Annotated in this window: 19 protein-coding genes and 1 riboswitch; of the genes, 17 read left to right on the top strand and 2 right to left on the bottom strand. The window is 70.6% G+C overall.

The genetic code is table 11. From position 1 onward, the window contains the following. The first annotated feature begins 3 nt into the window (after positions 1-3). From ACIA73_RS20400 to ACIA73_RS20335, 14 genes are all read left to right on the top strand, one after another. Positions 4-876, top strand: a complete 873-nt coding sequence (locus ACIA73_RS20400; RefSeq protein WP_399440127.1) for a glycosyltransferase family 2 protein — start codon at positions 4-6, stop codon at positions 874-876. A 104-nt stretch (positions 877-980) separates the two neighbouring features. Beyond that, the gene (locus ACIA73_RS20395; protein ID WP_399440005.1) at positions 981-1910 is read left to right on the top strand and encodes an ABC transporter permease; all 930 of its coding nucleotides are present in this window, start codon (positions 981-983) and stop codon (positions 1908-1910) included. Between the two features lie 7 nt (positions 1911-1917). Beyond that, complete coding sequence (locus tag ACIA73_RS20390; protein WP_399440126.1) at positions 1918-2706, top strand: ABC transporter ATP-binding protein; 789 nt, start codon at positions 1918-1920, stop codon at positions 2704-2706. A 405-nt stretch (positions 2707-3111) separates the two neighbouring features. Then, positions 3112-4014: a squalene synthase HpnC gene (hpnC, locus tag ACIA73_RS20385; RefSeq protein WP_399440003.1), complete on the top strand. Its 903-nt coding sequence runs from the start codon at positions 3112-3114 to the stop codon at positions 4012-4014. Beyond that, positions 4011-4964 (top strand): presqualene diphosphate synthase HpnD, encoded by a 954-nt coding sequence (gene hpnD / locus ACIA73_RS20380; RefSeq protein ID WP_399440002.1) that lies wholly within the window; start codon positions 4011-4013, stop codon positions 4962-4964. Before hpnC ends, hpnD begins: the two co-directional genes overlap by 4 nt. 169 nt (positions 4965-5133) lie before the next feature. Continuing rightward, positions 5134-6552, top strand: coding sequence for a hydroxysqualene dehydroxylase HpnE (gene hpnE / locus ACIA73_RS20375; protein ID WP_399440001.1), 1419 nt, complete (start codon positions 5134-5136; stop codon positions 6550-6552). After that, positions 6549-7640, top strand: a complete 1092-nt coding sequence (locus tag ACIA73_RS20370) for a polyprenyl synthetase family protein (RefSeq protein ID WP_399440000.1) — start codon at positions 6549-6551, stop codon at positions 7638-7640. The genes hpnE and ACIA73_RS20370 overlap by 4 nt, the downstream gene beginning before the upstream one ends. Positions 7641-7783: 143 nt before the next feature. Beyond that, positions 7784-9802, top strand: a complete 2019-nt coding sequence (gene shc / locus ACIA73_RS20365; RefSeq protein ID WP_399439999.1) for a squalene--hopene cyclase — start codon at positions 7784-7786, stop codon at positions 9800-9802. A gap of 9 nt (positions 9803-9811) precedes the next feature. Beyond that, complete coding sequence (locus tag ACIA73_RS20360; RefSeq protein ID WP_399439998.1) at positions 9812-10474, top strand: 1-hydroxy-2-methyl-2-butenyl 4-diphosphate reductase; 663 nt, start codon at positions 9812-9814, stop codon at positions 10472-10474. A 5-nt stretch (positions 10475-10479) separates the two neighbouring features. Then, positions 10480-11502: an adenosyl-hopene transferase HpnH gene (gene hpnH, locus ACIA73_RS20355; RefSeq protein WP_399439997.1), complete on the top strand. Its 1023-nt coding sequence runs from the start codon at positions 10480-10482 to the stop codon at positions 11500-11502. 270 nt (positions 11503-11772) lie between these two features. After that, on the top strand, positions 11773-13650 hold the full coding sequence (dxs, locus tag ACIA73_RS20350; protein WP_399439996.1) for a 1-deoxy-D-xylulose-5-phosphate synthase: 1878 nt from the start codon (positions 11773-11775) through the stop codon (positions 13648-13650). A 24-nt stretch (positions 13651-13674) separates the two neighbouring features. Then, on the top strand, positions 13675-15096 hold the full coding sequence (locus ACIA73_RS20345) for an aspartate aminotransferase family protein (RefSeq protein WP_399439995.1): 1422 nt from the start codon (positions 13675-13677) through the stop codon (positions 15094-15096). A 165-nt stretch (positions 15097-15261) separates the two neighbouring features. Further along, positions 15262-15888: a helix-turn-helix domain-containing protein gene (locus tag ACIA73_RS20340; RefSeq protein WP_399439994.1), complete on the top strand. Its 627-nt coding sequence runs from the start codon at positions 15262-15264 to the stop codon at positions 15886-15888. A gap of 1 nt (position 15889) precedes the next feature. After that, entirely contained in the window at positions 15890-16162 is a 273-nt protein-coding gene (locus ACIA73_RS20335; protein ID WP_399439993.1) for a DUF6126 family protein, read from the top strand. A gap of 86 nt (positions 16163-16248) precedes the next feature. On the opposite strand, the gene ACIA73_RS20330 is transcribed toward ACIA73_RS20335, so the two are convergent. Beyond that, positions 16249-17073, bottom strand: coding sequence for a tyrosine-protein phosphatase (locus ACIA73_RS20330; RefSeq protein WP_399439992.1), 825 nt, complete (start codon positions 17071-17073; stop codon positions 16249-16251). 379 nt (positions 17074-17452) lie between these two features. Next, a riboswitch (cyclic di-AMP (ydaO/yuaA leader) is annotated at positions 17453-17659 on the top strand. 4 nt (positions 17660-17663) lie between these two features. Between ACIA73_RS20330 and ACIA73_RS20325 the strand changes: the two genes are divergently transcribed. Continuing rightward, positions 17664-18704: a peptidoglycan DD-metalloendopeptidase family protein gene (locus ACIA73_RS20325; RefSeq protein ID WP_399439991.1), complete on the top strand. Its 1041-nt coding sequence runs from the start codon at positions 17664-17666 to the stop codon at positions 18702-18704. Between the two features lie 255 nt (positions 18705-18959). Then, positions 18960-19751, top strand: a complete 792-nt coding sequence (locus tag ACIA73_RS20320) for an SGNH/GDSL hydrolase family protein (RefSeq protein WP_399439990.1) — start codon at positions 18960-18962, stop codon at positions 19749-19751. 60 nt (positions 19752-19811) lie between these two features. Here the strand turns inward: ACIA73_RS20320 and ACIA73_RS20315 are convergent, their stop codons facing one another. Beyond that, positions 19812-20684: a PfkB family carbohydrate kinase gene (locus ACIA73_RS20315; protein WP_399440125.1), complete on the bottom strand. Its 873-nt coding sequence runs from the start codon at positions 20682-20684 to the stop codon at positions 19812-19814. A 466-nt stretch (positions 20685-21150) separates the two neighbouring features. Here ACIA73_RS20315 and ACIA73_RS20310 point away from each other — a divergent pair, with 466 nt between their 5' ends. After that, on the top strand, positions 21151-21930 hold the full coding sequence (locus tag ACIA73_RS20310; protein ID WP_399439988.1) for an SIMPL domain-containing protein: 780 nt from the start codon (positions 21151-21153) through the stop codon (positions 21928-21930). Positions 21931-21993: the final 63 nt, after the last annotated feature.

The raw sequence follows: 21993 nt of genomic DNA, 5'->3' as shown, positions 1-21993 counted from the left end.
CCCCTGAAGCTGGGTGCCGTGATCATCACTATGGGCACCCGCCCCGACGACCTGAACGCGCTGATCGACTCGGTCCGCAAGCAGGACGGCGACAGCGTCGGCATCGTGGTCGTCGGCAACGGTGCACCCGTCACCGGAGTCCCCGACTTCGTCCGCACCGTCGACCTGCCCGAGAACCTCGGCATCCCCGGCGGCCGCAACGTCGGCATCGAGGCCTTCGGCCCCGGCGGCAGCGACGTCGACGTACTCCTCTTCCTGGACGACGACGGCCTGCTGCCCCGCACCGACACCGCCGAACTGTGCAGGCAGGCCTTCGAGGCGGACCGGAAGCTGGGCATCATCAGCTTCCGGATCGCCGACCCGGACACCGGCGTCACCCAGCGCAGGCACGTCCCCCGGCTGCGCGCCGCCGACCCGATGCGCTCCTCCCACGTGACAACCTTCCTCGGCGGCGCCAACGCCGTCCGCACCAAGGTCTTCGCTGAGGTCGGCGGGCTTCCGGACGAGTTCTTCTACGCCCACGAGGAGACCGACCTGGCCTGGCGGGCCCTCGACGCCGGCTGGGGCATCGACTATCGCGCGGACATGGTGCTCAACCACCCCACCACCTCGCCGGCCCGGCACGCGACGTACCACCGCATGGTCGCCCGCAACCGGGTCTGGCTGGCCCGTCGCAACCTGCCCGCCCCGCTGGTCCCCGTCTATGTGGGGGTCTGGCTGCTGCTCACCCTCGCCCGTCGTCCCTCGGGTGCGGCGCTCAAGGCGTGGTTCGGCGGTTTCAAGGAGGGCTGGACCACCCCCGCGGGTCCGCGACGTCCCATGAAGTGGCGTACGGTATGGCGGCTGACCCGACTGGGCCGACCACCCGTCATCTGACAGCTCCAGGGTGGCCGGCTTCGGGTTCGTGCCCCCGGGATCCGGCACACCCGCGCCCCGGCGCCCGACGGTTCGCGCATCTTTGAAGACGAAAGTTTCCACTTGTGAGTGACACTTCCCAAGACGGAGCGGTCGCTGTGAGCGCCCCTCCCTCTCCCGACGAGGGACTGACCCCGGCGGAGCTCGCCGCCAAGTACAACCTCTCGGTGAGCGGCGCCCGGCCCGGGTTCGGCGAGTACGTGCAGCAGCTGTGGGGGCGGCGCCACTTCATCATGGCGTTCTCCTCCGCGAAGCTGGCGGCACAGTACAGCCAGGCGAAGCTCGGCCAGCTGTGGCAGGTGGCGACCCCGCTGCTCAACGCACTGGTCTACTTCCTCATCTTCGGACTGATCCTCGACGCGGGCCGGGGGATGAGCAAGGGCGTCTACATCCCCTTCCTGGTCACCGGCATCTTCGTGTTCACCTTCACCCAGAGCTCGGTGATGGCGGGCGTACGGGCGATCTCCGGGAACCTCGGCCTGGTGCGGGCGCTGCACTTCCCGCGCGCCTCGCTGCCGGTCTCCTTCTCCCTGCAGCAGCTCCAGCAACTGCTGTACTCGATGATCGTTCTGCTGCTGATCGTGGTCGCCTTCGGCAACTTCCCGCGTCTGTCGTGGCTGCTGGTGATCCCGGCACTGGTGCTCCAGTTCGTCTTCAACACCGGCCTCGCGCTGATCATGGCGAGGATGGGGTCCAAGACGCCGGACCTGGCGCAGCTGATGCCGTTCATCATGCGTACCTGGATGTACGCCTCGGGCGTCATGTTCAGCATCACCGAGATGCTGAAGGAGCAGCCGGCCTGGATCACCGACATCCTCCAGTGGAACCCGGCGGCGGTCTACATGGACCTGATCCGCTTCGCCCTGATCGACGGGTACGGGGCGGAGAACCTGCCGCCGCACGTCTGGCTCGCCGCGGTGCTCTGGGCGGTGCTCTTCGGCGCACTGGGCTTCGTGTACTTCTGGAAGGCTGAGGAGCGTTACGGCCGTGGCTGAGGACAACATCGCCGAGCGCGACAAGCAGGGGCGCATCCCCACCGTCATCGCCGACGACGTGCACATCGTCTACCGGGTGCACACCGGGGGCGGCGGCAAGGGCGGCGCCACCGCGGCCCTCAACCGCATCGTGCGCGGCAAGAAGGGCGAGGACACCCGCGGCGTCCGCAAGGTCCACGCGGTTCGCGGCGTCTCCTTCACCGCCTACCGCGGCGAGGCCATCGGCCTGATCGGATCCAACGGTTCCGGCAAGTCGACCCTGCTGCGCGCCATCGCGGGCCTGCTGCCCGCCGAGAGCGGCAAGGTCTACACCGACGGCCAGCCCTCGCTCCTGGGTGTCAACGCGGCACTGATGAACGACCTGACCGGCGAGCGCAACGTCATCCTCGGCGGTCTCGCCATGGGCATGTCGCGCGAGCAGATCCGCGAGCGCTACCAGAGCATCGTCGACTTCTCCGGCATCAACGAGAAGGGCGACTTCATCACCCTGCCCATGCGGACCTACTCCTCCGGCATGGCGGCCCGGCTGCGCTTCTCCATCGCGGCGGCCAAGGACCACGACGTCCTGATGATCGACGAGGCGCTGGCCACCGGTGACCGGAAGTTCCAGATCCGTTCGGAGGAGCGGATCCGCGAACTCCGCAAGGAGGCCGGCACGGTCTTCCTGGTCAGCCACAGCAACAAGTCGATCCGCGACACCTGCGACCGCGTCCTGTGGCTGGAGAAGGGCGAGCTCCTGATGGACGGCCCGACCGAGGAAGTCGTCAAGGCGTACGAGCGGGAAACCGGGAAGTAACCCGAACACGGTGCCGAGGGCTCCCGCCGGAACCGGCGGGGGCCCTCGGCGTGTGTAGGTGAAGTGTGGCGCCCGAAAGAGCGTCAGGATTCGGCCGAGCCGCCAACTGCCGCAAGATCAGGGATGGTTGGGACGGATTGGAGTGTTGTTGTAATGCGCGCAACACCCCGCGGAGATGCTTCGCGTTGTACAACGTAAGCTGTACCGGTGCTGATTCGCGGCAAGTGGGGCGATACCCCCTCGGGTCTCCGCCTCAGAGCACTCCCCGCCCCTCGGACGACGGGCGGCGTGTCCGAAATGGGATGTTTTGAGTCGGCAGTGTAGAACGGGAGGTGTGACGGCAATGGCTAAGGAAACTCTCCTGCTCCGAGACGCTCTCGCCGTCCTCGTGGAGGGCAGTCGGCGATGACCGGTTTCCGGGACGTGCCCGGCGGTTCCGCCACGCGCACCACCCTCGACAAGGCCGCCGACGAGAACTTTCCGGTGGCCCCGTTCTTCCTGCCGCGGGCCTGGCGCGACGACCTTATGGCGGTCTACGGATACGCCCGGCTGGTCGACGACATCGGCGACGGCGACCTCGCCCCCGGTGGCCGCGACGCCGTACTGCTCGGCCTGGACAAGGAACAGACGGACGATCGCCTCGCGATGCTGGACGCCTTCGAGGCCGACCTGCACCGGGTCTTCGACGCCACCCCCAGGCACCCGCTGCTCGCCGCCCTCCAGCCGGTCGTCCGCCGCCGCGCCCTCACCCCCGAGCCGTTCCTCGGACTGATCGAGGCCAACCGGCAGGACCAGACGGTCAGCCGCTACGCCACCTACGACGACCTCCTCGCCTACTGCGAGCTCTCCGCCAATCCCGTGGGCCGGCTCGTCCTCGCCCTCACCGGAACCACCAGTCCCGAGCGGGTCCGCCGCTCCGACGCCGTCTGCACGGCGCTTCAGATCGTCGAGCACCTCCAGGACGTGGCCGAGGACCTGGCACGGGACCGGATCTACCTCCCGGCCGAGGACATGAAGCGCTTTCACGTCTCCGAAAGCGACCTTGCCGCGTCCAGTGCGAACGCCTCCGTGCGCTCACTGGTCGCATACGAAGCGGAACGAGCCTCCCTTTTGCTGAATGAAGGCCCCCCGCTGGTGGGTAGCGTGCACGGCAGACTGAAGCTTCTGCTGGCCGGTTTCGTCGCCGGTGGCCGCGCCGCCCTCAAGGCGGTTCACACCGCCGGATTCGACGTACTCCCTGGACCGCCCAAGCCCACCAAGCTCAGTCTCCTGCGCGAAGTGGGAGCGACTCTGCGAAGAGAGGGGTGAGCCGGACCGTGGAGGGACTTGACCAACAGGTGTCCGCACCGGTACTCGCCGCGTACAGCTACTGCGAGGCGGTGACCGGACAGCAGGCGCGCAACTTCGCGTACGGCATCCGGCTGCTGCCCACCGACAAGCGCAACGCGATGTCCGCGCTCTACGCCTTCTCCCGGCGCGTGGACGACATCGGGGACGGCACCCTGCCGCCCGAGGTGAAGGAGAAGCGGCTCGGCGAGACCCGGGCGCTGCTGGCCCGGATCAGTGCGGGCGACATCGAGGACGACGACACCGACCCGGTGGCCGTCGCCCTGACCGACGCCGCGCGCCGCTTCCCGATCCCGCTCGGCGGGCTCGACGAGCTGATCGACGGCGTCCTGATGGACGTGCACGAGGCGACGTACGAGACCTGGGACGACCTCCAGGCGTACTGCCGGTGCGTCGCCGGGGCCATCGGACGGCTCTCGCTGGGCGTGTTCGGTACGCCGTCGGGCGCACAGGACGCCGCGCGCGCCCCGGAGTACGCCGACACCTTGGGCCTCGCCCTGCAACTCACCAACATCCTCCGGGACGTGCGCGAGGACGCCGACAACGGACGGACCTATCTGCCCGCCGAAGACCTCGCCAAGTTCGGCTGCGCGGAGGGCTTCCACAGCTCCACCCCGCCGCCTGGATCCGACTTCCCCGGTCTGGTCCACTTCGAAGTCAGGCGTGCCCGCGCCCTGTTCGCCGAGGGCTACCGGCTGCTGCCGCACCTCGACCGGCGCAGTGGCGCCTGTGTGGCCGCCATGGCCGGTATCTACCGCCGGCTGCTCGACCGCATCGAACGCGACCCCTACGCCGTGCTGCGCGGCCGGGTCTCGCTGCCGGGACGCGAGAAGGCGTATGTCGCCGTGCGCGGACTCTCCGGCCTCGACGCGCGTCACATCTCCCGGCAGACCGCCAGGAGGCGTCCTTGAAAGGGGCAGGAAGAGCGTTTCACGTGAAACAGCGGAAACGGCAGAAATCGCGGGAAACTCCGAAAGCGCAGAATTCGTCGAACCGGTGCGCAACCCTCCACAGGTCTGACGCGTCCCTGACTGCAACGACCCACTGGGTCGGCTCAGGGTTGTGTTCGGGGGAGGGCACATGACACACAGCAGTGTGCGGTCCTCGCACACCCCGCAGCAGGACGAGCAGCCGCGGACCGCCGTCGTGATCGGCGGCGGCCTCGCCGGAATCACCGCAGCCCTCGAACTCGCGGACGCGGGCCTGAGGGTCACCCTGCTGGAGGGCCGGCCCCGCCTCGGCGGCCTCGCCTTCTCCTTTCAGCGCGGCGACCTCACCGTCGACAACGGCCAGCACGTCTTCCTGCGCTGCTGCACCGCCTACCGCTGGTTCCTGGACCGGGTGCAGGGCGCCGAACTCGCGCCGCTGCAGGACCGGTTGGACGTCCCCGTGCTCGACGTGGGTGACCCGCGCGGCCCTCGCCTCGGGCGGCTGCGCCGCAATGCCCTGCCCGTACCCCTGCACCTGGCCGCCAGCCTGGCCACCTACCCGCACCTCTCGCTCGCCGAGCGGGCGAGCGTCGGACGGGCCGCACTGGCCCTCAAGGGTCTGGACCTGGCCGACCCCGAGCTGGACGACACCGACTTCGCGAGCTGGCTCGGCACGTACGGACAGTCCAGCCGTACGATCGAGGCGCTCTGGGACCTGGTCGGCGTGGCCACCCTGAACGCCACCGCGCCGCGCGCTTCGCTGGCGCTGGCCGCCATGGTCTTCAAGACCGGGCTGCTCTCCGACCCGGGCGCCGCCGACATCGGCTGGGCCCATGTCCCGCTCGGCGAACTGCACGACACCCTCGCCCGCAAGGCGCTCGACGCGGCCGGCGTACGCACCGAGCTGCGGGCCAAGGCCGACTCCGTCTCCCGTACGGGGGAGTCGGGCTGGGCCGTCCACGTGGACGGCGAGCGGATCGAGGCGGATGCCGTCGTGCTCGCCGTACCGCAGAAGGAAGCGCACGGACTGCTGCCCGAAGGGGCGCTCGACGAGCCGGACCTGCTGCTGGAGATCGGTGTCGCACCGATCCTCAACGTGCATGTGATCTACGACCGCAAGGTGCTGCGGCAGCCGTTCTTCGCGGCGCTCGGCACCCCCGTGCAGTGGGTCTTCGACCGGACCGAATCCTCCGGGCTGACCGGTGGCGGGCAGTACCTCGCCGTCTCGCAGTCCGACGCGGGCGACGAGATCGACGCACCCGTGGCCGAGCTGCGGGAGCGCTACCTCCCGGAGCTGGAGCGGCTGCTGCCCGCCGCACGAGGCGCTCAGGTACGGGACTTCTTCGTCACCCGGGAGCGGACCGCGACGTTCGCCCCCGCTCCCGGCGTCGGGCGCCTGCGCCCCGGGCCGCGCACCCGTGCGCCGGGGTTGTACCTGGCCGGGGCGTGGACCGACACCGGCTGGCCAGCGACCATGGAAAGCGCAGTGCGCAGCGGCCTCTTCGCCGCCGGCGCGGCGCTCACCGCACTCGGTCGCCCCCATGAACTTCCGCCACTGGAGGCGGCATGAGCATCAGCACTGGAACAAGAGGAGAGCCTGTGACCCCGGCGAACCCGGCTGTCGACACCGTGGACATCGCGGCGCTTTTGGAGCGCGGCAGGGCCATGTCCGCCCCGGTGCTGCGTGCCGCCGTGGACCGGCTCGCGCCGCCCATGGACACCGTCGCGGCCTACCACTTCGGGTGGATCGACGCCCAGGGCAACCCCTCCGACGGCGACGGCGGCAAGGCGGTGCGCCCCGCGCTCTCCCTGCTGTCCGCCGAAGCCGCGGGCGCGACCGCCGAGGTCGGCGTGCCCGGCGCGGTGGCCGTCGAGCTCGTGCACAACTTCTCGCTGCTGCACGACGACCTGATGGACGGTGACGAGCAGCGCCGCCACCGCGACACCGTGTGGAAGGTGCACGGCCCGGCCCAGGCGATCCTGGTCGGCGACGCGCTCTTCGCGCTCGCCAACGAACTCCTCCTGGAGATCGGCACCGTCGAGGCGGGGCGGGCCACGCGCCGGCTGACCACCGCCACCAGGAAGCTGATCGACGGCCAGGCGCAGGACATCTCCTTCGAGCACCGCGACCGGGTCACCGTCGAGGAGTGCCTGGAGATGGAGGGCAACAAGACCGGCGCCCTGCTCGCCTGCGCGGTCTCCATCGGCGCGGTCCTCGGCGGCGCCGACGACAGGACGGCCGACACCCTGGAGGCGTACGGCTACCACCTCGGCCTCGCCTTCCAGGCCGTCGACGACCTGCTCGGCATCTGGGGCGACCCGGACTCCACCGGCAAGCAGACCTGGAGCGACCTGCGCCAGCGCAAGAAGTCGCTGCCGGTCGTCGCCGCGCTCGCCGCGGGCGGACCGGCCTCCGAGAAGCTCGGCGAGCTGCTGGCGGCCGACGCCAAGAGCAATGACTTCGACACCTTCTCCGAGGAGGAGTTCGCCACCCGGGCGGCCCTCATCGAGGAGGCCGGCGGACGCGAGTGGACCAGCCAGGAGGCCCGCCGCCAGCACGCGGTGGCCATCGAGGCGCTGCACGGCGTCGACATGCCGGAGCAGGTACGGGCCCAGCTCACCGCCCTCGCCGACTTCGTGGTCGTACGAAAGAGGTGACGAACCCCCGGCAGATATTCGGCGTCCCTGGGGGCTAGCGCCCAGCCGGCCCCCAGGCAGTCGCCGCCCGGCGTCCCCACCAGAGGCGCCGGGCGACGGAAACCCCAGCACAGCAGAAGTCCAACTGCACGTAAGGGGAAACCATGACAGCGACGACCGACGGAAGCACCGGGGCGATGGAACCCGGAGCGACTGCGGCCAGCCAGAGCACCACGAGTACCACTGCCGCGTCCGACGTCAGGGATGCCGCACGCCGGGCCACGGACAGGGCCGTCGAGCATCTGCTCGGCCTCCAGGACGGTCAGGGCTGGTGGAAGGGCGACCTGGAAACCAATGTGACCATGGACGCCGAGGACCTGCTGCTCCGTCAGTTCCTCGGCATCCAGGACGAGAAGACCCTCACCGCCGCCGCGCTCTTCATCCGCGGCGAGCAGCGCGAGGACGGCACCTGGGCCACCTTCTACAAGGGCCCCGGCGACCTCTCCGCCACCATCGAGGCGTACGTCGCCCTCCGGCTGGCCGGTGACCTGCCCGAGGAACCGCACATGACCCGGGCCGCCGCCTGGGTGCGGGCCCGGGGCGGGATCGCGGCGAGCCGGGTCTTCACCCGGATCTGGCTGGCCCTGTTCGGCTGGTGGAAGTGGGACGATCTCCCGGAACTGCCACCGGAGTTGATCTTCTTCCCCAAGTGGGTACCGCTCAACATCTATGACTTCGGCTGCTGGGCGCGGCAGACCATCGTGCCGCTGACGGTGGTCTCGGCCAAGCGTCCGGTCCGCCCGGCCCCCTTCGCGCTCGCCGAGCTGCACACGGACCCCCGTAACCCCAGCCCTCCCCAGCCCCTTGCCTCGCCCGCCAGTTGGGACGGCCTCTTCCAGCGCCTCGACAAGGCGCTGCACGTCTACCACCGCTTCGCGCCGCCGCCGTTGCGCCGCACCGCGATGAAGGCGGCCGGACGCTGGATCATCGAGCGGCAGGAGAACGACGGCTGCTGGGGAGGCATCCAGCCGCCCGCCGTCTACTCGCTGATCGCGCTGCATCTGCTCGGCTACGACCTCGAACACCCGGTGATGCGGGCCGGGCTGGCCTCGCTCGACCGGTTCGCCGTCTGGCGCGCTGACGGGGCCCGGATGGTCGAGGCCTGTCAGTCGCCGGTCTGGGACACCTGCCTGGCCACCATCGCGCTCGCCGACGCGGGCGTCCCCGCCGACCACCCGGCGCTGGTCAAGGCCGCCGACTGGATGCTCACGGAGGAGATCGTACGGCCGGGCGACTGGGCGGTGCGCAGGCCCCAACTGCCGCCGGGCGGCTGGGCGTTCGAGTTCCACAACGACAACTACCCCGACATCGACGACACCGCCGAGGTCATCCTGGCCCTCAGACGCGTGGCCCACCCCGACCGGGAGCGGATAGAGGGGGCCATCGCACGCGGTGTGCGCTGGAACCTCGGGATGCAGTCCAAGAACGGCGCCTGGGCGGCCTTCGACGCCGACAACACCAGTCCCTTCCCCAATCGGCTGCCGTTCTGCGACTTCGGCGAGGTCATCGACCCGCCGTCCGCCGACGTCACCGCCCATGTGGTGGAGATGCTCGCCGTCGAGGGCAAGGCCCACCACCCGCGCACCCGGCGCGGCATCACCTGGCTGCTCGCCGAGCAGGAGGAGAACGGCGCCTGGTTCGGCCGCTGGGGCGTCAACTACGTATACGGAACAGGGTCGGTGGTCCCCGCGCTGACAGCTGCCGGACTGCCCGGTTCGCATCCGGCGATCCGGCGTGCGGTCTCCTGGCTGGAATCCGTACAGAACGACGACGGCGGCTGGGGCGAGGACCTGCGCTCCTACCAGGACACCGGCTGGGTCGGGCACGGCACCTCCACCGCCTCCCAGACCGGCTGGGCGCTGCTCGCACTGATCGCGGCCGGGGAGAGCGACTCCAAGGCCACCGAGCGGGGCGTCGCCTTCCTCACCGAGACCCAGCTGCCGGACGGCTCCTGGGACGAGCCGTACTTCACCGGCACCGGCTTCCCCTGGGACTTCTCCATCAACTACCACCTGTACCGGCAGGTCTTCCCGCTCACCGCGCTCGGCCGGTACGTCCACGGGGAACCCGTGTTCCCCACCTCCCGGTCCGTCTCCACCACGGACACCCGCAACGCCCGCTGAGGGGGCTGCATGACCCGAAACCCGGGTTCAGCTGGACCCGGCAGTACCCAGCCGCTGCTGATCGCCTGCGCGCTCGGCATCGAACGCCTCGCCCTGCGCGGCGGCGACCGCAGCGGCGCGGCGGGACCCGTCCTGGTACTCCGTACCGGAATGGGCCCCGAGGCCGCCGACTACGCGGTCGCCCGCACCCTCGCCGAAGGCCCGGCCAGTCAGGCGGCGGTCATCGCCTCCGGGTTCTGCGCCGGACTCGCCTCCGGCATGCACCCCGGTGACCTGGTGGTCGCCACCGAGACCCGCGACCGGCGCGGCGCCACGCCGTGCACGGACGTGGAAGTACTGGCCGGCGCGGTGGCCAGAGCACTGCCGGACCGGGTGGTCCACACCGGGCCGCTGGCCGGCAGCGACCACGTCGTACGCGGCACGGCCGAACGGGCCGCGCTGCGGGCGGAAGGGGTGATCGCCGTCGACATGGAGTCGGCCGCCACCCTGGCCGCCGCCCTGCACACCGGACCGAGGCCCGTTGCCGCCGTCCGGGTGGTGGTCGACGCACCCGAGCACGAACTCCTCAGACTCGGCACGCTCAGCGGTGGAATATCGGCCTTCCGAGTTCTTCGCCAAGTCCTGCCGGCGTTTTATGAATGGCACCGTTCTTTGCTGCTCCCCAGGAGGTGAGCCAGATGGCAATGCCGCTTCGTCAGACCATCAGGGTCGGTACGTATCTTCTCGAACAGAAGGTCCGCAAGCGGGAGAAGTTCCCGCTGATCGTCGAGCTGGAACCACTTTTCGCCTGCAACCTCAAGTGCGAGGGCTGCGGGAAGATCCAGCATCCGGCCGGAGTGCTCAAGCAGCGCATGCCGGTGGCGCAGGCCGTGGGGGCGGTGCTCGAATCGGGTGCCCCGATGGTCTCCATCGCCGGCGGCGAGCCGCTGATGCACCCTCAGATCGATGAGATCGTCAGGCAGTTGGTGGCCAGGAGGAAGTACGTCTTCCTGTGCACCAACGCCATGCTGCTGCGGAAGAAGATCGAGAAGTTCACGCCGTCGCCGTACTTCGCCTTCACCGTGCACATCGACGGGCTGCGTGAGCGGCACGACGAGTCGGTCGCCAAGGAAGGCGTCTTCGACGAGGCGGTGGAGGCGATCAAGGAGGCAAAGCGGCGCGGCTTCCGGGTCACCACCAACTCGACCTTCTTCAACACCGACACCCCGCAGAACATCATCGAGGTGCTCAACTACCTCAATGACGACCTGGAGGTGGACGAGATGATGATCTCGCCCGCCTACGCCTACGAGAAGGCCCCCGACCAGGAGCACTTCCTGGGCGTGGAGCAGACCAGGGAGCTGTTCAAGAAGTCGTTCGCCGGGGGGAACCGGCGCAAGTGGCGGCTCAACCACTCGCCGCTCTTCCTGGACTTCCTGGAGGGCAAGGCGGACTTCCCGTGCACCGCGTGGGCGATCCCGAACTACTCGCTGTTCGGCTGGCAGCGGCCCTGCTACCTGATGAGCGACGGATACGTCCCCACGTACCGCCAGCTCATCGAGGAGACCGACTGGGAGAAGTACGGACGCGGCAAGGACCCGCGGTGCGCCAACTGCATGGCGCACTGCGGTTACGAGCCGACGGCCGTGCTGGCCACCATGGGCTCGCTCAAGGAGTCCATCAGGGCCGCCCGCGAGACCGTCGCCGGAAACCGCGGGTGACGTGATGACCGCCGGGGTTCCGGTGCAGCCGGGGTTCCCCGCGCTGCCGGCCCGACCGCTCGCGACGCGCCGCACCTCGCGGCGTATCCGGGTCGGGCCGGTGGCTGGACATCGTCCTCCGCCCGTCCCGCGGAGGGGCCCCGGTGGACGTCCACCGGCCGGCGGACGAGGTGACCGCCGGGCTCGGCGGCATGGAGGACGCCGGGGCTGTGCCTTCGGGCCGCCCCGGCATCACGGTGAGCTGAACAGTAATCCGAGAGGGGGCCGAACGTGGCGATCTTGGAAGGTATCCGGGGTCCACGGGACCTGAAGGCGCTGGACGAAGTCGAACTCGTCGAACTGGCCGGGGAGATCCGGCAGTTCCTGATCAATGCGGTGGCCAGGACCGGGGGCCACCTCGGCCCCAATCTCGGCGTGGTGGAGCTGACCCTCGCGCTGCACCGCGTCTTCGAGTCACCGGTCGACCGGATCCTGTGGGACACCGGCCACCAGTCGTACGTGCACAAGCTTCTGACGGGGCGTCAGGACTTTTCGAAGCTGCGTGGGAAGGGCGGACTGTCCGGCTACCCGTCGCGAGAGGAGTCCGTGCACGACGTCATCGAGAACTCCCACGCGTCCACGGTGCTGGGCTGGGCGGACGGTCTCGCCAAGGCCAATCAGGTGCTGGGCAGGCCCGATCACGTGGTCGCGGTGATCGGGGACGGGGCACTGACGGGCGGCATGGCCTGGGAGGCGCTCAACAACATCGCCGCCGCGAAGGACCGGCCGCTGATCATCGTGGTCAACGACAACGAGCGGTCGTACGCGCCGACCATCGGCGGCCTCGCGAACCACCTGGCCACCCTGCGCACCACCGACGGCTACGAACGGTTCCTGACCTGGGGCAAGGAACTGCTTCAGCGCACCCCCGTCGTCGGGCAGCCGCTGTACGAGTCGCTGCACGGGGCCAAGAAGGGCTTCAAGGACGCCTTCGCGCCACAGGGCATGTTCGAGGACCTGGGGCTGAAGTACGTCGGGCCGATCGACGGGCACGACGTGGCGGCGGTGGAGTCCGCGCTGAGCCGGGCCAAGCGCTTCCACGGACCGGTACTGGTGCACTGCCTCACCCAGAAGGGGCGCGGGTACGCCTTCGCGGAGCAGGACGAGGCGGACCGGTTCCACGCGGTCGGCGCCATGGACCCGCTGACCTGCGAGCCGCTCGCACCGTCCAACGGGCCCTCCTGGACGTCGGTGTTCGGGGACGAGATGGTCAAGGTGGGCGCCGAGCGGCCGGATGTCGTGGCGCTCACCGCGGCGATGCTGCACCCGGTCGGGCTGACCAAGTTCGCCGAGGCGTTCCCGGAGCGGGTCTGGGACGTCGGCATCGCGGAGCAGCACGGGGCGGTGTCGGCGGCCGGGCTGGCGACCGGCGGGCTGCACCCGGTGTTCGCGGTGTACGCGACCTTCCTCAACCGGGCCTTCGACCAGGTGCTGATGGATGTGGCGCTGCACAGGTGCGGAGTCACCTTCGTGCTGGACCGGGCCGGGGTGACCGGGGCCGACGGGCCCTCGCACAACGGCATGTGGGACATGTCGATCCTGCAAGTGGTGCCGGGGCTGCGGATCGCCGCACCGCGGGATGCCGCACAGCTGCGCGCGCAACTGCGGGAGGCGGTCGCGGTCCAGGACGCGCCGACGGTGGTGCGCTTCCCCAAGGAGTCGGTGGGGCCCGAGTACCCGGCGATCGACCGGGTCGGCGGGCTGGACGTACTGCACAGGGACGAGGATCCCGAGGTCCTGATCGTGTCCGTCGGCGCACTCGCGGGGGTGTGTCTGCAGACCGTGGAGCTGCTGAAGGCGCGGGGCGTACGGTGCACGGTCGTCGACCCGCGCTGGGTGAAACCCGTCGATCCGGCACTGCCCCCGCTGGCCGCGATGCACTCGCTGGTCGCCGTGGTGGAGGACAACTCCCGTGCGGGCGGCGTCGGTTCGGCGGTCGGGCAGGCGCTGCGGGACGCGTCCGTCGACGTCCCCTTGCGGACCTTCGGAATTCCCGAGCAGTTCCTCGCGCACGCCAAGCGGGGCGAGGTGCTGGCGGACATCGGGCTCACACCCATCGAGATCGCCGGGCGGATCGGTGCCGCGTTGGCGCCGGACGCATCCAACTGACCGGTACCGAAGGAGAGTTGAGGGATGACAGAGGACGCGCCCACGCCCCGGGAGTCCGCGGCGGGCAAGGGCTTCGACCTGGCCGGGCTGCTCGCCGCGCGAGGCGGTGAACGGTACGAGCTGCACACACGGCACCTGAACCACCAGCTGCCGCGAATGCTGCACACCATCGGCTTCGACCGGGTCTACGAGCGGGCCGAGGGCGCGTACTTCTGGGATGCGGAGGGCAACGACTACCTCGACATGCTGGCCGGATTCGGGGTGATGGGTCTTGGCCGCCATCACCCCGTGGTGCGCAAGGCGCTGCACGACGTGCTGGACGCGTCGCTCGCGGACCTGACGCGCTTCGACTGCCAGCCGCTGCCGGGGCTGCTCGCGGAGAAACTGCTGGCGCACAGTCCCCATCTGGACCGGGTGTTCTTCGGGAACAGCGGCACCGAGGCGGTCGAGACGGCCTTGAAGTTCGCCCGGTACGCGACGGGGAAGCCGAGGATCCTGTACTGCTCCCACGCCTTCCACGGGCTGACCACCGGGTCGCTCTCGGTGAACGGCGAGAGCGGGTTCAGGGACGGCTTCGCCCCGCTGCTGCCGGACACCGCGATCGAGATGGGTGATCTGGCCGCGCTGGAGAGGGAGCTGAAGCGGGGCGACGTGGCCGGCTTTGTCGTCGAACCGATCCAGGGCAAGGGGGTACTGGCGAGCCCGCCCGGATTCCTGCACGCCGCACAGGAGCTGCTGCACCGGCACAAGGCGCTGCTGATCGCCGACGAGGTGCAGACCGGGCTCGGGCGGACCGGGGACTTCTACGCGTACCAGCACGAGGACGGGGTCGAGCCGGACCTGTTGTGCGTCGCCAAGGCGCTCTCCGGCGGCTATGTGCCGGTCGGGGCGACGCTCGGCAAGGACTGGATCTTCAAGAAGGTGTATTCGTCGATGGACCGCGTGCTGGTGCACTCGGCGAGCTTCGGGTCCAACGCGCAGGCGATGGCGGCCGGGCTCGCGGTGCTCTCCGTGATGGAGGACGAGAACGTCGTCGCCAACGCCCGCAGGACCGGTGATCTGCTGAAGGCGCGGCTGACGGAGCTGATCGGCCGGTACGAGCTGCTGCACGACGTCCGGGGGCGCGGCCTCATGATCGGCATCGAGTTCGGCCGGCCGCGGTCGCTGAAGCTGCGCAGCCGGTGGACCGTCCTTCAGGCCGCACGCAAGGGACTCTTCGCGCAGATGGTCGTTGTACCGCTGCTCCAGAAGCACCGGATCCTGACTCAAGTCTCCGGTGATCACCTGGAGGTGATCAAGCTGATTCCGCCGCTGACCGTGGGGGAGGCGGAGGTCGACCGCTTCGTGGAGGCGTTCACCGCCGTGATGGACGATGCGCACAGCGGCGGCGGGCTGATGTGGGACTTCGGCAGGACGCTGATGAAGCAGGCGGTCGCCAACCGATAGGCGGTCGCCATCCGGTAGGCGATCGCCCTGCGGTAGTGGGCGTCATCCGGCAGGCGGGCGCCTGACGGCGGGTGTTCGCCTACTGGCCGCCCGTGGGAAGGCCGGTTTTTTGCCCCTGAGGCAAGAGGCTTGCCTCAGGGGCAATGTGTCTGGCCCAATGGGCATATGACGCCACGCCTCGAAGAGACGGCCGCGGGCTCCGGGGATTCCGGTGAGCTCGGTGAGATGCCCCTGGTCGCATCCCATCTGCGGGAACTCCGCCGCCACCGCGGTCTCACGCTGGAGGCCGCGGCCCGCCGCGCCGGGCTCTCGCCCGCGCACCTCTCCCGGCTGGAGACCGGCCGGCGCCAGCCCTCGCTGCCGATGCTGCTCGCGTTGGCCCGTATCTACGGTACGACCGTCTCCGAGGTCCTGGGCGAGAGCACGGGCGAGCGGGACGCCGTGCTGCGCGCCGGGGAGATGGCAGCCCAGGAGGCCGACGGCTGGACGTACCGGCAGGCGGGCGGGCCCGGGCGGGCCATGCAGGCGCTGCGCGTCCATGTGCCGCACGCGGCGCAGCAGGACCTGGTCAGGATCCACCCCGGCGAGGAATGGCTGTACGTCCTGCGGGGGCGGCTGCGCCTCGTGCTCGGGGACAGGGTCCATCTCCTGGACGCGGGTGACAGCTCCCACTTCGACTCGCTCACCCCGCACCGGATCACCGCGGTGACCCCGGACGGCGCCGAGCTGCTCTTTGTCCACACACTGATGCAGAGCACCGTTGCCGGGCTCTGCCTGCCCCAGGAGTCATGAGATGGCGATCCGGAACCGGACGGAGCTCACCGAATCCCAGAACGCCGCGATGGCCGCCATCGCCAGGGCCGCCGACGAGATGGCCCGCAGCGGCAAGGACGACACCAGCAAGGCCGACTGGAACGACGGCGGAGGCAAGTCCTCCGGGGTCCTCGGCTTCGTGGAGGACAAGGCCCCGCGCGGCCTGGTCCTCCGGGTCTTCCTTTACGTCGCGGTGGGCCACGTCTTCGCAGCCTTCATCTATCTGCTCTTCACCCTCGGCGGCGAGGGCTGAGTTGTCCTGGCCGCCGAGAGGCCATGGCGGTGAGGGGCCCAGGCGGTGAGGGGCCCAGGCCGTGAGGGGTGCCGGCCTCAGGAGGTTTACGAGGTCAGGCGCTCGCGCAGCGCCGCGCGGGTGTCCGGCGTGAGGCCGAGCCCCTGCGTCAGATACGTCTCGCTGTCGCCCCAGACCTCGTCGATGGTGGCGAACGCGGCGTCGAGGTAGTCGGCGCGGGCGTCGAAGAGAGGGGCGAGCAGGCCCATCACCTCGTCGTTCATCGCCTCGGGGGAGCTGCTGCTGCGGCGGATCCGGTAGCGGCGGTGCGGGTCGTTCGACTTCAGGTAGTCGGCCGTGATGGCGTCGCGCCCGACGCCCACCGCGAGCAGTGTCACGGCTATCGCCAGGCCGGCCCGGTCCTTGCCCGCTGCGCAGTGCATCAGCGCCGGGACGCTGTCCTCGGCCAGCGCGTGCAGGACCCGGCTGTGCTCGGCGGTCCGCTCCTTGATCATGCGGCGGTACGACGCGGTCATCCGCCCGGCAGCCTTGCCGTCCGCGAGGATCTCCCGCAGCTGGCCCATGTCCCCGTCGCGGACCATCCGCCAGAACTCGGCGCCGTCGGCCGGGTCGCTCAGCGGGATGTTCACATTGCGGACCCCGGTGAGCTCGACGTCGGGGCCCTCCAGCTTCTGGTCCGCGGCGTTGCGGAAGTCGAAGACGGTGTGCAGACCGAGGGAGTTGAAGAACTCGGTGTCGGGGCCGGTGGCGTGCGCGAGGTGACCGCTGCGGAACAGCCGCCCGTGCCGCGTCCGCCGCCCGTCGGCGGTAGGCAGACCGCCCACGTCGCGGAAGTTCCGTACCCCTGTCAGATCGGGTTCCGCGTCGGCGGCGGGCGACGGGACCGGGACCTGCGGAACCTGCTGCGTCACGAGTGCTCCTCATGGGTCGTTCGCCGGCGTGCGGTGGCCGACGGGGGCGCTTTTGCGACCATACGACATGGCACTGACATGGGTTCCTGGGGCAACTATCTCGGCGCGACAAGGGACTTGAGGCTCGGGTGACCGAATTGGTTGCTTTGTTGCACATAGAGGCTTTTGGGGTGAAGAGGTGGGAGGGGTGAGTGAGCAGGATCATACGAACTTCGGTGCCCTTGGTGCCGAAGCGTCAATTGGCAGGCCAGGGGCGGAAAACGGGCACCGGGGCGGATGTCGGGGCGAGCGAAAAACATGGAGAAGAGGTGCCGACGGGAAGGAGAAGAAGGGAACGGCTTGTTCCGGCGCCCTTCACTCGCCTACGGTCACCGTCAATCCGGGTGGACCGCCGAATCCTGCCACCGCCCGGCATCCGCACCCATATTTCTTCGTGTGGCAGGAGCGGGGGACCCAGGTAGTACGCCGGCACCGGAAGACGTGAGTCGCCCGGTACGGCTAGGGGTGAAGTCGCACTCGCGAGAGTGCGGCCGGGCATCTCCAGCCCGAACCCGACAGCTCACCTCGCAGGCGCCGGAGAGGAATCCGTCATGCCTGCAAAGGGTAAGCACCGCCGCCCGAAGCCCAGTTCCTCGCTCACCCGCGGTTTTGTCGCCGCTGGTACGGGCGGTGCGGCACTGGCCCTCCCGCTGATAGGCGCCACCGGCGCCCAGGCCGCGGCCCCCGCCGCCGCGCCGCAGCAGGCGGCCCAGCAGCCGACGATCAAGATCCCCCAGCAGCGCCCCGCCACCCCCGCGTCGGCCACCCCCACGTCCAGCTCCGCGCAGGTCGCGGCGCCGAAGACCGACGGTGCACGCCAGGCCACCCGGACGTACTCCGTGGCGACCGGCGACCACCTGTCGAAGATCGCCGCGGCCGAGAAGGTGCGCGGTGGCTGGCAGAAGCTCTACGAGGACAACAAGTCGGTCGTCGGCGGCGACCCGTCGTACATCCTCCCCGGCATGAAACTCACCCTCGGCGCCAAGGCCCCCGCCTCCGACGCCCCGGCCGCTGCCAAGCAGGCCGCCCCGGTCGAGCGCAAGTCCGCCGAGCGCAAGGCCTCGGACCGCGCCGAGGAGCGCAAGGAGCAGCGGGCCGAGCAGCGCGCCGAGCAGCGCCAGGAGCGTACGGAGAAGAAGCGCGAGCAGCGCACCGAGTCCCGCCAGTCCACCGGTTCGGGCTCCCGCACCGGCTTCACCGCCCCGGTCCCCTCCGGCGTCTCCACCTCCTACCGCGCCTCCGGCGGCAGCTGGTCCAGCGGTTACCACACCGGCGTCGACTTCCGGGCCTCGTCCGGTACGTCGGTCAAGGCGGTCGGCCCGGGCACCGTCGTCTCGGCCGGCTGGGGCGGCGCGTACGGCAACGAGGTCGTCATCCGGCACAGCGACGGCCACTACTCCCAGTACGCCCACCTCTCCGCGCTGAACGTCCGCTCCGGCCAGAGCGTCTCCGGCGGCCAGCAGATCGGCTACTCGGGCTCCACCGGAAACTCCAGCGGCCCGCACCTGCACTTCGAGATCCGCACCGGCCCCGGCTACGGCTCCGACATCGACCCGCTGGGCTACCTGCGCCAGCAGGGCGTCTCGCTCTGACCCCGCCCCACAGGTCCCTCCGGTCCCTCTGACGGGGGACTCCCGCCCGACGGGTTCCGTTCGCCCCCGCACCGCCCCCCGGTGCGGGGGCGAACGCGTTCCCCGGGCAGCGGAAAATGCTCCGGAAGACGGCCCGGAAGGGCCTCGTCCGGGTATTCCGGGTTGAATGAATCTTGACCGGTGTCATATCTCACCCTCCGTCAACCCCTCCCTACGGTGGCGTAGGTCACTTGCGAAAGTGAAGGATGTGTCGACGTGGCAGACGATTCGAGATCATTCAGCGCAGGCACCATCGGGTCGTACGCGGCGATCGGGGACAGCTTCACCGAAGGGGTCGGGGACCCCGGACCCGACGGCGCGTACCTGGGGTGGGCCGACCGGCTGGCCGTCCTCCTGGACGACCGGGTACCCGAGCACACCTTCCGTTACGCCAACCTCGCCGTACGGGGCAAACTCCTCGACCAGATCGTGGCCGACCAGGTCCCCAGGGCCCGGAAGCTCGCCCCCGACCTGGTCAGCTTCTGTGCCGGCGGCAACGACATCATCCGGCCCGGCAGCGACCCCGACGACGTCGCCGAGCGGTTCGAGAGGGCCGTCGCCGACCTGACCTCGGCCGTCGGCACCGTCATGGTGACCACCGGCTTCGACACCCGGGGCATCCCGGTGCTGCGCCATCTGCGCGGCAAGGTCGCCACCTACTCGGCGCACGTGCGCGCCATCGCCGACCGGTACGACTGCCCGGTGCTGGACCTGTGGTCGCTCAAGTCCGTGCAGGACCGGCGGGCCTGGGACTCCGACCGGTTGCACCTCTCCGCCGAGGGCCACACCCGGGTCGCCCTGAGGGCCGGCCAGGTGCTCGGGCTGGCGATCCCCGCCGACCCGGACGAGGCCTGGCCGCTGATGCCGCCGCGCGGCACGCTCGAAGCGCGCCGCGACAACATCCAGTGGGCGCGCGAGCACCTGGTGCCGTGGATCGGAAGGCGGCTGCGCGGGGAGAGCTCGGGGGACCATCTGGAGGCCAAGAGGCCGGACCTGCTGCCGCTCTGACCCCTTTGACGGCGCGTCAGGGAAACGTCTCCACCCCGGCCGGGGTGGAGACAGGCACGTTCAGGACCGGTCGAGGGCGTCGGGGGAGATGAGGGACGTGTTCCCGTCGACGGTGCACGCGTAGGCCCCGGCCACCGCGCCGAGCCGGGCGCACTCCTCCAGCGGCCGCCCGGCCAGCTTCCCGTACAGGAAGCCCGAGACGTAGGCGTCGCCCGCGCCGTTGGAGTCCAGCACCGGGGCGGGCGGGGGAGTGGCCGGGACGTGGCGCGGGGTGCTGCCCGTTTCGTGGGTCAGCAGGTACGAGCCGCCCGCGCCGGCGGTCGCCACGACGGCTTGCGCACGGCCCTCGCGGAGGACCTCGCGCATCACCTGGCCGATGCGTTCGCCCGCGCCCGCGGCGCTCAGGAAGACCAGGTCGGCCTTGAGGGCGAAGGCGCGGTGGTGGTCGGCGATGCCGTCCCAGTCGTGCAGGTCGGTGGAGAACGGGGTGCCGGACTCCACCAGGTCGTCCAGGAGATGGCGGGCGAAACCCATGATCGAGACGTGCGCGTGCCGGGCGCGGTGCAGGTGGGGGAGGTAGAAGTCGCGCGGCATCCGGAGGTCTTCGGGGTCGCGGGCGTCGTAGAAGGACATCCGGCGGCCGGTCGGATCGAGAAGGTTGACGGCGCGGCGGGTGCCGGCCGGGGAGACCAGCGGGTCGAAGTCGACGCCGCCCTTGGTCATGCGTTCCCGGACCTGGCCCCCGATCCAGTCGTCGCCGATCACGTCGAGGAACTTGACGGTCAGGGCGAGGGCCTGGCAGCCGAGGGCGACGTTGCCGCCGGTGTGGCCCGGCCATTCGCGGATCGCGGCGACCGGGTGGGAGTCGGCGAGGGGGACGGGGAGGGCGTCGACGCGGACGACGGTGTCCACTCCGCTGCCGCCGATGACCAGGACGTCGATGGCGGGGTCGTGGTGCGGGCCGGTGTGCCGGTCGTGGGTCTCCTGGCGCTGGTCGAACCCGGACTGTTCGTGCTGTGCCCCGGACTTCTCGTGCTGTGCCATGGCGCTCCCCTGTTCCCGTGCCCCCGGTCTCCCCGGCGGGGCCCAGTATGCGGGGTGGAGGGCCTCGGTGGGGTGGGTGGGCGATACCGGGCCGGGGGCGGCTCTACCGCCGGCCGAGGGGCCGGCGCCGTGCGAAGAGCGGCCCCGTCACCCGAGTGGGCTACCGGGGGTGGGGGAGGGCGGCCGGCACTGGCCGGGCGGTGGTGGTTCGGCACCCTGGGAGGTGAATCTCGGGGGTGGGCGGGAGTGGCGCGGGGGGCCGGGGCGCGGTCAGTGCTGGGATGGCCCAGCTCGTTCCCCGTACCCCCGCTCCCGTCGGAGGCTCCCGGGCCTTCGGCAACTGGAAGGAAACACCATGTCCGTGCCCCTGCCCACCGTGTCCCGGGCGCTCACCGTGGCCGCGCTCACCGGCGGTCTGCTGGTGACGGCGGCGCTGCCCGCCGTCGCGCAGCCCGCCCTCGGGGCGGTCGCCGCCGGCCCGGCCGCCGCCGTGGCCGCCCGTCCGGTTCCGTCCACGATCACCGTTACCGGGGAGGGGGCCGCTACCGCGACTCCGGACCTGGCGATCGTCAACGTCGGGGTGGAGACCACCGCCCCGACCGCCAAGGCCGCGCTCGCCGCGCAGACGAAGGCAGCCGGGGCGCTGCTCGCGGCCGTGCGGAAGGCGGGCGTCGCCGACCGCGACGTACGGACGGAGAGCCTTTCGCTCAACGCCGTGTACCAGCCGGGCAAGGACGGTGGCAGCACCACCAAGGTGACCGGCTACCAGGCCGGGCAGACCTTCTCGGTACGGGTGCGTGACCTGGCACGGACCGGATCGGTCATCCAGGCCGCGATGGACGCGGCGGGCGAGGCCGGACGTATCGGCGGCGTCGACTTCGACGTGGCCGACCCCACCGCGCTGCGCACCGAGGCCCGCAAGGCCGCCCACCTGGACGCCCGCGCCAAGGCCGAGCAGCACGCCAGGCTCAGCGGGCGCGAGCTCGGCCGCCTCGTCTCGGTGAACGAGTCCGACAGTGGGCGGCACCGCCCGATGGCCATGCCGGCCGGGGCGTTCGCCGACGAGGGCGTGTCCGTCGCCCCCGGCGAGGTCAGGGACGAGATCGTGCTGACCGCGGTGTACGAACTCGACTGACGGGCACCCGGCCGACGGGCATCGGAAAGATGCCCCGACCGGGCATAGAGCGGGGCCCGAGAC

Source organism: Streptomyces sp. NPDC051561 (genome assembly GCF_044454195.1).
Lineage (GTDB): Bacteria > Actinomycetota > Actinomycetes > Streptomycetales > Streptomycetaceae > Streptomyces.
This window is presented reverse-complemented; position numbering and strand designations above follow the sequence as displayed.